This window comes from Allobosea sp. FG18, assembly GCF_057809495.1.
In genome coordinates this window covers 103,260-112,543 of record NZ_JBMDKB010000023.1, presented here as the reverse complement: position 1 = coordinate 112,543, position 9,284 = coordinate 103,260, and the positions used below count along the sequence as shown (strand labels likewise).

Annotated in this window: 9 protein-coding genes; 8 read left to right on the top strand and 1 reads right to left on the bottom strand. The window is 66.6% G+C overall.

Going from position 1 to position 9,284, the window contains the following annotated elements:
* Positions 1 to 263 precede the first annotated feature (263 nt).
* A complete protein-coding gene (hmgA, locus tag ACODTJ_RS23425; protein WP_454656952.1) occupies positions 264 to 1,616 on the bottom strand; it encodes a homogentisate 1,2-dioxygenase in 1,353 nt (450 codons plus the stop codon).
* Positions 1,617 to 1,721: 105 nt separating this feature from the next.
* Between hmgA and ACODTJ_RS23420 the strand changes: the two genes are divergently transcribed.
* From ACODTJ_RS23420 to ACODTJ_RS23385, 8 genes are all read left to right on the top strand, one after another.
* On the top strand, positions 1,722 to 2,156 hold the full coding sequence (locus tag ACODTJ_RS23420; RefSeq protein WP_336813398.1) for a MarR family winged helix-turn-helix transcriptional regulator: 435 nt from the start codon (positions 1,722 to 1,724) through the stop codon (positions 2,154 to 2,156).
* Positions 2,157 to 2,255: 99 nt separating this feature from the next.
* A complete protein-coding gene (gene fahA / locus ACODTJ_RS23415; RefSeq protein ID WP_454656953.1) occupies positions 2,256 to 3,620 on the top strand; it encodes a fumarylacetoacetase in 1,365 nt (454 codons plus the stop codon).
* An 86-nt stretch (positions 3,621 to 3,706) separates the two neighbouring features.
* The gene (locus ACODTJ_RS23410) at positions 3,707 to 4,447 is read left to right on the top strand and encodes a GntR family transcriptional regulator (protein WP_454656954.1); all 741 of its coding nucleotides are present in this window, start codon (positions 3,707 to 3,709) and stop codon (positions 4,445 to 4,447) included.
* Positions 4,448 to 4,574: 127 nt separating this feature from the next.
* On the top strand, positions 4,575 to 5,783 hold the full coding sequence (locus ACODTJ_RS23405) for an ABC transporter substrate-binding protein (RefSeq protein ID WP_454656955.1): 1,209 nt from the start codon (positions 4,575 to 4,577) through the stop codon (positions 5,781 to 5,783).
* A gap of 92 nt (positions 5,784 to 5,875) precedes the next feature.
* Positions 5,876 to 6,778 (top strand): branched-chain amino acid ABC transporter permease, encoded by a 903-nt coding sequence (locus ACODTJ_RS23400; RefSeq protein WP_257732842.1) that lies wholly within the window; start codon positions 5,876 to 5,878, stop codon positions 6,776 to 6,778.
* A 5-nt stretch (positions 6,779 to 6,783) separates the two neighbouring features.
* On the top strand, positions 6,784 to 7,767 hold the full coding sequence (locus ACODTJ_RS23395) for a branched-chain amino acid ABC transporter permease (protein ID WP_488850232.1): 984 nt from the start codon (positions 6,784 to 6,786) through the stop codon (positions 7,765 to 7,767).
* On the top strand, positions 7,757 to 8,548 hold the full coding sequence (locus tag ACODTJ_RS23390) for an ABC transporter ATP-binding protein (RefSeq protein ID WP_488850230.1): 792 nt from the start codon (positions 7,757 to 7,759) through the stop codon (positions 8,546 to 8,548). Before ACODTJ_RS23395 ends, ACODTJ_RS23390 begins: the two co-directional genes overlap by 11 nt.
* Complete coding sequence (locus tag ACODTJ_RS23385) at positions 8,541 to 9,254, top strand: ABC transporter ATP-binding protein (protein ID WP_454656958.1); 714 nt, start codon at positions 8,541 to 8,543, stop codon at positions 9,252 to 9,254. Before ACODTJ_RS23390 ends, ACODTJ_RS23385 begins: the two co-directional genes overlap by 8 nt.
* The last annotated feature ends 30 nt before the right edge of the window (positions 9,255 to 9,284 follow it).

The window sequence follows — 9,284 nt, the reverse complement described above, 5'->3', positions numbered from 1 at the left end:
AGCCTCACCTGAGACGATCACTCACTCACGCACCAAATTGCGAAAGTTCCTATTTCACGAATCGCGCTTGGGCGGATTTGTGCCCTCTCCTGCTTCAAGGACCGGCGCCGGAAATCTGGCCGGGCTTTCCCGAAACTGCGCCGTCATCCCGGGCTTGCCCCGGGATCCATCGTAGAGTGCAGAGTTCTATGATGGATGCCGGATCGGCGCTGCTGCGCAGCTTGTCCGGGATGACGCCCATTGCCGCAGGCGTCGGCGACGTCTCATGGCCTGTTCGGATCGAAGTGCTTGGTCAGCTTGTGGCCGTAGCCGCCATAGTCGCGCTGGAGCGCATCCGAACCGGCGGCGAAGGCCGTGACCTGTTGGGGAAAACGCGTCTCGAACATGAAGGCCAGCGTGCCCTCGAGCTTGTGCGGCTTCAATTCGACATTGCTCGCCTTCTCGAACGCATCCATGTCCGGCCCATGCGGCAGCATGGTGTTGTGCAGCGAGATGCCGCCGGGCACGAAGCCGCCGCCGGTCTTGGCGTCATAGACGCCGTAGACCAGCCCCATGAACTCGCTCATCACGTTCATATGGTACCAGGGCGGCCGGAAGGTATTCTCGGCCACCAGCCAGCGATCCGAGAAGATGACGAAGTCGATATTGGCGGTGCCGGGCGTCTCCGAGGGCGAGGTCAGCACCGTGAAGATCGACGGGTCGGCATGGTCGTAGAGGATCGGACCGACCGGCGAAAAGCGCCTGAGATCATATTTGTACGGGGCGTAGTTGCCATGCCAGGCGACGACGTCGAGCGGCGAATGTTCGATATCGGCGGCCCAGAGATTGCCGCCCCATTTCACATACATCTTCGAAGGTGCATCACGATCCTCGAAGGCTGCGACCGGCGTCAGGAAGTCGCGCGGATTGGCCAGGCAGTTGGCGCCGATTGGCCCCCGTTCCGGCAAGGTGAAGGCGCCGCCATAGTTCTCGCAGATATAGCCGCGCGCCGGCCCGCCCCGGAGTTCGACGCGGATCTTCACGCCGCGCGGGATCACGGCGATCTCGCCGGGCTCGATGTCGATGATGCCGAACTCGGTCCAGAGCCGTAAGGCCCCCTGCTGCGGCACGAACAGCATCTCGCCATCGGCATTGTAGAAATACGCGTCCACCATCGAGCGCGTGATCAGGTAGACATGCGCGCCCATGCCGCCCTGGCTGCCGGCGTCGCCGGCTGTCGTCATGCTATGGATGCCCTCGACGAAGGAGATCGGCTCCGACGGGATCGGGATCGGGCTCCAGCGCAGCGGCGCGATCGGCATGTCGACCTCGCGGGCCGGCGCTGTGCGCCAGAACCCGGCATCGACCTTCCGGAACTCGTTCCAGTGCGCCACCGTCGGCCGGATGCGATAGAGCCAGGAGCGCTCATTGGTGGTGCGCGGCGCCGTGAAGGGCGAGCCGGAGAGCTGCTCGGCATAGAGGCCATAGGCGCATTTCTGCGGCGAATTGCGCCCGAGCGGCAGGGCGCCCGGCAGCGCCTCGGTCTCGAAGCCGTTGCCGAAGCCGGACATGTAGCCGGTCGCGATGGCGCTCTCGGCCTTGGCGGCACCCGCATGGGCGGGGTTCTGAACGTTCATGATGGCGCCCTCTCCTCGCGACGGCCCTGGGCCGGCGGCACGCCCTGTCCGGACTTCGTTCGAGATGGTTGCTTTGGTAACTGTCGATTTTGTAACTAACAAGGCATGTCGAAACTCGCGCTCGAACACTTCCTGCCCTATCGCCTGAACCGCCTGAGTTCGGCGGTCTCGCAGCAGTTCCGCGCGGTCTACGGGCCGCATCACGACCTCACCGTGCCGGAATGGCGGGTGCTGGCCACCCTCGCCCAGTTCGGCACGATGACGGCGAAGGCCATCGGCAAGCATTCCTCGATGCACAAGACCAAGGTCAGCCGGGCCGTGCGGGCGCTGGAGGAGCGACGCTGGCTGACCCGCCGCGAAAGCGAGCAGGACCGGCGCGAGGAGAGCCTGTCGCTGACGGCACCGGGCTTGCAGGCCTATGGCGAGATCGTGCCGCGGGCTCTGGCTTTCGAGGCCGGCATCCTCGCCGCGCTCGGCCCCCATGCCGAGCCCTTGCTCCGGGCGCTGGCGCTGATGGAAGAACGCTTCCCCGTCGACTGAGCGCGCCCCACGTCCCAAGCGCTGGGGACAGAGGCGGGGCACCGCTTCCGCTTAGGCTCGCCACCGAACTGGCCGAGTCAGAATGGAACGGATGAGCCTATGCAGGGCAGCACTTTCGAAGCGCGGGCCAAAAACTCGCCCCGCCCCACCTCCTCCGCCGCCGCGCTCGACGCCAGCCACGATCCGGCCTTGCGGAGCTGGGTCGCGTCGGCGCGGGAGCATGCAGAATTCCCGATCCAGAACCTGCCCTTCGGCGTGTTCTCGCTCAATGGCGATCCGGCACGCGGCGGTGTGGCGATCGGTGACGAAATTCTCGACCTGGCTGCGCTCGCCGCATCCGGTCTTTGCGCCGACATCGCGGAGATCGTCGCGGCGGCAGCTGCGCCGAGCCTGAACGGCTTTCTCGGGCTGGGAGCGGCTGCGCGCAAGCAACTGCGGGAGCGCCTCTCGGCCCTGCTGGCGGAAGGCTCGTCCGCGCAGGCTGCGCTCAAATCCATGCTGCATCCGGCGCGGAATTGCACGCTCAGCCTGCCGGCCCGGATCGGCGACTACACGGATTTCTATGCCGGCATCCAGCACGCCCTGAATATCGGCTCGCTGCTGCGGCCGGACAATCCGCTGCTGCCGAACTACAAGCATATCCCGATCGGCTATAACGGCCGCACTTCGTCGGTCCGGCCATCCGGCGAGCCCTTCCCGCGCCCCAACGGCCAGCGCAAGCGGCCGGACGAGGCAGAGCCCGGCTTCGGCCCCTGCCGCAATCTCGACTACGAGCTGGAACTGGGCATCTGGATCGGCCCCGGCAATGCGCAGGGCTCAGCCATACCGATCGACGAGGCCGATGACCGGATCGCAGGGTTCTGCCTGCTCAACGACTGGTCGGCGCGGGATATCCAGGCCTGGGAATACCAGCCGCTCGGCCCCTTCCTGTCCAAGGGGTTCGCGACGACGATCTCGCCCTGGATCGTGACGCCGGAGGCGCTGGCGCCCTTCCGGAAGGCCCAGGCGCCGCGTCCGGAAAGCGATCCGGCGGCCCTGCCCTACCTGAGCCCGGCCGATGCCGAGGCGCCCCATGCGCTCGACATCACGCTGGAGGTCTTCATCGAGACTGCTTCCATGCGCGCGAACGGCCTGGCGCCGCACCGGCTCTCGCTCGGCAGTACGCGCGACCTCTACTGGACGCCGGCCCAGTTCGTCGCGCATCACAGTTCGAACGGCTGCAACCTCGAACCGGGCGATCTCTTCGGCTCCGGCACGATCTCCGGCCGCGACCCCGGCTCCTTTGGCAGCCTGATGGAGATCACGCGCGGCGGCCGCGAGCCGATCGCGCTGTCCAATGGCGAAAGCCGGACCTATCTCGTCGATGGCGACGCGATCCTGATGCGCGCCAGCGCCCGGCGCGAGGGCTTCGCCTCGATCGGCTTCGGTGAATGCCGGGCCGAGGTGCTGCCGGCGCGCGGCTGAAACCGCCGCCGTTGTCCCCTGCTCTGGTGACAGCGGACGCGCTATGGCTTCGGCATCATCGGGTTGTCGCTGCCTTCGGGGATCGCATGCAGAAGCGCTTCACACTCGCCGCTTCGGACCAGCCGCCGGGAGACGCCGAGAAGGGCGCGCTCGGCCGGCGGCGCTCCGGCGATGTCTATGAGACCTTGCGCAACGCCATCCTCTCCGGGGAAATGCGCCCGAACGAGCCGCTGATCGAGGCCGATATCGCGGCCGCGCTCGCCGTCAGCCGCACACCGGTGCGCGAGGCCGTGCAACGGTTGGCCGTCGAGCAGTTGATCGTGCCGCGCCGCCGCGGCTGGGCCGTGCGCGAGATCACCGCGGTCGAGGCGAGCGACAACTCGGAAGTCCGTGCGGCGCTGGAGGGCTATGCCGCGCGGCTTGCCGCCGAACGGGCGACCGATGACGAGATCGCGGCGGTCGCGGCCGTCCATGCCCGCCGCATCGCCAGCGATCCGGCCGACGACAGGACCCGCGTCGAGACCAACCGCGAGTTCCACGGAATCATCGTCAACGCCGCTCGCAACGAGAAGCTGCGCGACGCGATCCTGCGTTCAGGCCGGTTCTACTTCAACGGCTCGGTCGCCCGGATGACCTCGCCGGCCGAGTTCCGGCTCAGCAACGAGGATCACGAGACCATCCTGCAGGCCTTGCTGGCGCGCGACGGCGACCGGGCCGAGCAGGCGATGCGCAAGCACATCATGCGCACCTTCCACATCTTCCGCGAGCTCTCCTACCCTGCCCATGACGCGCCCTCGCTGGCGCCCCTGCACGGCTCGGAAGGTTAGCCGCCGCGATGTCCCACGCCGCTGTGACAGATGCCCGCCGCGGGCCCGCTATGATCCCTGCAGGATCGGGCCACCACGCGCCGACGACCTCAACGACACAACAAACCGACGACCAGGGAGAGAGACCATGAGCGTGAACAAGACCGCAGCCGGCCTGACGCTGGCCGCCAGCCTGCTGATCGGGGCCGCCGCCGGCGCCCAGGAACCGGGTATCACCGACAAGGCGATCAAGATCGGTATCTTCGGCCCGCTATCCGGTCCGAACATGGCCTATGGCTTCGACGTCGTGAACGCGGCGAAGATGTACTACGACAAGATCAACAAGGAAGGCGGCATCCACGGCCGCAAGATCGAGTATGTCGTCGAGGACGATCGCTGCAATGCCAACGATTTGGTCGCAGCGGTGAAGAAGCTGGTCGAGCAGGAAAATGTGTTCATGCTCAATGGCGGCTCGTGCTCGGCCGCCGTCGTCGCCGCCAAGGACTATGTCGTCCGCAACAAAGTGCCTTACCTGATGCTGAATGCCTCGGGCGACGGCGCGCTCTTCCCGCCGACCGACTACATCTTCGGTGCGTATTCGATCTCGCAATACGCCGTCGGCGGCGCGATGGTCGAGTTCGCGGCCAAGCAGTTCGGCGCGAAGAACGTCGCCTATATCAACCATGACGACGCCTATGGCGCCTGGAACCTCGAAGGCTCGAAGAAGGACGCTGAGGTCAACGGCGTGAAGCTTTCGGTCGAGTCGATCAATCCCGGCATCAACGATGTGACCGCGCCCTTCCTGAAGGTCCGCGCCGCCAACCCCGATGCGATCCTGCTGGTCACCTATGCCCGCCCCGCGGCGCTGCTGATCAAGAAGGCGGCGGAGATGGGCTTCAACAAGCCGATCATCCTCTCGGTCACCGGCACGGCCAGCCTCAACCAGCTCGCCGAGAACGTCGGCAAGGACGCGCTCAAGAACTTCTACACGCAGGAAGTGATGATCGACTCACCCGGCGGCGCCAAGCTGAAGCCGATCTACGACATGTACAAGGCGGCCTATCCGGAACTCGCGGCCAAGCCCGACCATCCGCAGACCTACATGCCCTATGGCATTCCCCCGGCGATGTCGCTGGTCAAGGCGCTGCAGGATGCCGGTCCGAACCCGACCCGCGAGAAGGTGCTCGCTGCGATGAAGACGCAGGATTTCGACTCGGGCGTGATGGCCGGCCGCATGCAGTTCGGCCCGGAGCAGCGCGCCGCCAACCGCTCGACGATCTTCATCAAGTATGACGGCACGACCATGGCCCCGCTGCCGGGCGTCTTCACCAGCCGCTGGACTTATCAGGCGAAGTGATCGCCACGGACGGGCCGTTCGGCCCTCCCTCATGAGACCGGGCGGCGGCCTTGGCGCCGCCGCCCTTCCCTGACCTGAGCATCGGGCCGGATATGGACCTGCAACTCGCGCTGATCTTCCTGCAGCAAGGCATCGCCTCGGGCCTCGTCTCCGGCAGCGTCTATGCCCTGCTGGCGCTCGCCATCGTGGTGATCTTCAAGACCTCGGACGTGCCGAACTTCGCCCAGGGCGAGGTCTTCATGGCGGCGGGCTATGTCGCGCTCTACCTGTTCGTCTTCCAGAAGATGCCGATCTGGGTCGTGCTGCCGGCGACGCTGGTCGTGGCCTTCCTCGCCATGGCGCTGTTCCGCCGCTTCGTGCTCGATCAGGTGGCGAAATCGGCCAAGGACCTCGTCTATCTCGTCATCGCGACGCTCGGCCTGTCCTATGTGTTGAAGGGCCTCGTGCGCCGCACCGGTTTCGGCGACACGCCGCGTTCCTTCCCGGCGCTGGTGCCGACCGATTCCATCATGATCGGCCAGGCTTCGGTGACGATGCTCGATCTCGCCATCTTCGGCACCGCCGTCACCGTGATGGCCGCCTTCTTCTGGATGTTCAACTACACCAAGACTGGCCGGGCGATGCGGGCCGTCGGCATGAACCCCAAGGCCGCCCAACTCGTCGGCGTCGACCTGCGCCGCTGCCACATGCTGATCTGGGGCCTGTCGGGTGTGATCTCCGCCATAGCGGCGTTGCTGATCTCGCCGAAGATCTTGATGACCGCCGATATGGGCTCGATCGTCATGCTCGCCTTCGCGGCGGCGATCGTCGGCGGCTTCTCCAGCCTGCCCGGCGCCGTGGTCGGCGGCTTCGTCATCGGCATCGTCGAGAACATGGTCGGGCTGTTCATCTCGTCGCGCGCCATCGTGCTCGCCCCCTTCCTCGCCATCCTGATCGTGCTCGTCCTGCGTCCGCAGGGCCTGTTCGGCGGGAAGCTGACGATCAAGAAGGTCTGAAGCCCGTGTCGTCGCCTCCTCTCGCATCACCAGTGCCAACAAGGCGCGCGCTCTCCGGCACTGCCCTGATCGGGCTTGTGGCGGCCGTGATCGTCGCCATCGCCCTACCCGTCTTCACCTCGGGCTATGTCGTCTACATCGCCAACCTGCTGCTGGTCTTCGTGGTGCTCTGCCTCGGCCTGCACATCGTCATCGGCGAGACCGGCCAGTTCTCGATGGCCCATGCCGCCTTCTACGGCATCGGCATCTATGCCAGCGCGCTCGCCAACCGGGCGGTCGACCTGCCCTACCCCGTCGCCATGCTGTTCGGCGCGCTGGTCGCCGGCGCGGTCGGCCTGTTCATCGGCGCGCTCGCGCTGCGGATGCGCGACATCTATCTCGCGCTCGCCACCTTCGCCTTCGGCGAGGCCATGCAATGGGTCTTCGCCAACTGGGACAGCGTCACCAACGGCCCGAACGGCCTGCGCATCAGCCCCGCCCGCTTCGGCCCGATCGAGATCCTCAGCGACAAGCAGGCCTACCCCTTCGTGCTGTTCTTCTGCCTGGTGATGATCGGGCTCACCGTGGCGATCTCGCGCTCGCGGCTCGGCCGTTCCTTCCGAGCCGTGCGGGAATCCGAAGTTGCGGCGATGGCGATGGGCATCGATGTCCGCCGCGCCCGCATCGTCTCCTTCGGGCTCTCGGCTGCGATCGCAGGCTTTGCCGGCGGCATGTTCGGCCTGTTCCAGACCTTCATCCACCCGGACAGCCTGGGCTTCCAGACCACGATCCTCGTGCTCACCATGGTCGTCGTCGGCGGGCTCGGCTCGATCGCGGGCGCCATCGGCGGAGCGATCGTGTTCGGGCTGATCTCGGAAGTGCTGCGCCAGGCGCCGCAGTACCAGGAGATCATCTACGGCGCGATCCTGATCCTGTTCATGATGTATGCGCCGCGCGGCCTCTTCGCCTTCATCGGCGACCGTATCCGGGAGGCGCGCCATGCTCGCTGAGAGCGCCGCTCCGTTCCTGAATGTTGAGGGGCTGACCATCCGCTTCGGCGGGCTCACTGCGGTCGGCGGGCTCGACATGGCTGTCGCCAAGGGCTCGATCCATGCGCTGATCGGCCCGAACGGCGCGGGCAAGTCGACGACCTTCAACTGCATCTCGCGCTTCTACACGCCGAGCGCCGGGCGCATCACCTATGACGGGCGCGACATCACCCGCATGCCGGCCCGCGAGATGGCGGGCCTCGGCATCGCCCGCAGCTTCCAGAACCTCGAACTCTTCGGCGAGCTCACCGTCTTCGAGAACGTGCTGATCGGCGCCCATGTCCATGCCGGCCGCTCCTGGCGGGACGCGATCAGCGCCCGCCCGCGCGGCATCGTCGAGCATGTCGAGCACTTGCTGGAGCGTACGGGCCTGACCTCCTACGCCCAGACCAAGGCGCGCAATCTCGATTTCGGCCACCAGAAGATGGTCGAGATCGCCCGCGCGCTCGCCATCCGCCCAAAACTCCTGCTGCTCGACGAGCCGGCCGCCGGCCTGCGCAACCGCGAGATCGCGGCGCTCGACCGCCTGCTCTGCGAATTGCGCGAACGCGACGGCATCACGATCCTCCTGGTCGAGCATGTCATGCAGTTGGTCATGTCGATCTCGGACAAGATCACGGTGCTGAGCTTCGGCACCAAGATCGCCGAGGGGACGGCCGCGGAAGTGCGCGCCCATCCGGCCGTCATCGAAGCCTATCTCGGCCGCGATGCGGCGACCGCCGGGGAGGCGAACCATGGCTGACCTCCTCGAAATCGACGGCATCTCCGCCGCCTATGGCCGCATCCAGGCGCTCTCCGAGGTCTCGCTCAAGGTGCCGGAGGGGGCGATCGTCGCCCTGCTCGGCTCGAACGGCGCCGGCAAGAGCACGACGCTGAACACCGTCTCGCGGCTCGTGCCGGTGACGAAGGGGCGCATCCGCTTCGCCGGCGAGGAGATCCAGTCCTGGGCCTCGCACAAGGTCGTCTCGGCCGGTGTGCTGCAGGTGCCGGAGGGCCGCGAGGTCTTCCGCGACATGAGCGTGCGCGAAAACCTCGACATGGGCGCCTATCGCCGCAGCGACGCCGCCGGCATCAGGCGCGATCTCGACCGTGTGTTCGAATATTTCCCCAAGCTCAAGGAGCGGCTCCAGCAGAAGGCGGGCACGCTCTCGGGTGGCGAGCAGCAGATGCTGCTGATCGGCCGGGCCCTCATGGCGGGCCCGCGCCTCCTCCTGCTCGACGAGCCCTCGCTCGGGCTCTCACCGGTGCTGGTGCAGCAGATCTTCGCGATCATCGAGCGGCTGAACAAGGACGGGCTCACCATCCTGCTGGTCGAGCAGAACGCGGCGATCGCGTTGGGCTGCTCGACCTATGCCTACATCCTCGAAAACGGCGAGATGGCCCTCGAAGGGGAATCCGCAAAACTGCGGCAGGACGACAGCGTCCGCCGCACCTATCTCGGCGGCTGAGCCGGGACGCGACACGAACAGGAATTCGGC

What these genes read in the sequence shown, in the direction of transcription:
- fahA (WP_454656953.1), top strand. Translation starts at nt 2,256, where the DNA reads ATGCAGGGCAGCACTTTCGAAGCGCGGGCCAAAAACTCGCCCCGCCCC.
- ACODTJ_RS23400 (WP_257732842.1), top strand. Translation starts at nt 5,876, where the DNA reads ATGGACCTGCAACTCGCGCTGATCTTCCTGCAGCAAGGCATCGCCTCG.
- ACODTJ_RS23390 (WP_488850230.1), top strand. Translation starts at nt 7,757, where the DNA reads ATGCTCGCTGAGAGCGCCGCTCCGTTCCTGAATGTTGAGGGGCTGACC.
- ACODTJ_RS23385 (WP_454656958.1), top strand. Translation starts at nt 8,541, where the DNA reads ATGGCTGACCTCCTCGAAATCGACGGCATCTCCGCCGCCTATGGCCGC.
- ACODTJ_RS23420 (WP_336813398.1), top strand. Translation starts at nt 1,722, where the DNA reads ATGTCGAAACTCGCGCTCGAACACTTCCTGCCCTATCGCCTGAACCGC.
- hmgA (WP_454656952.1), bottom strand. Translation starts at nt 1,616, where the DNA reads ATGAACGTTCAGAACCCCGCCCATGCGGGTGCCGCCAAGGCCGAGAGC.
- ACODTJ_RS23410 (WP_454656954.1), top strand. Translation starts at nt 3,707, where the DNA reads ATGCAGAAGCGCTTCACACTCGCCGCTTCGGACCAGCCGCCGGGAGAC.
- ACODTJ_RS23405 (WP_454656955.1), top strand. Translation starts at nt 4,575, where the DNA reads ATGAGCGTGAACAAGACCGCAGCCGGCCTGACGCTGGCCGCCAGCCTG.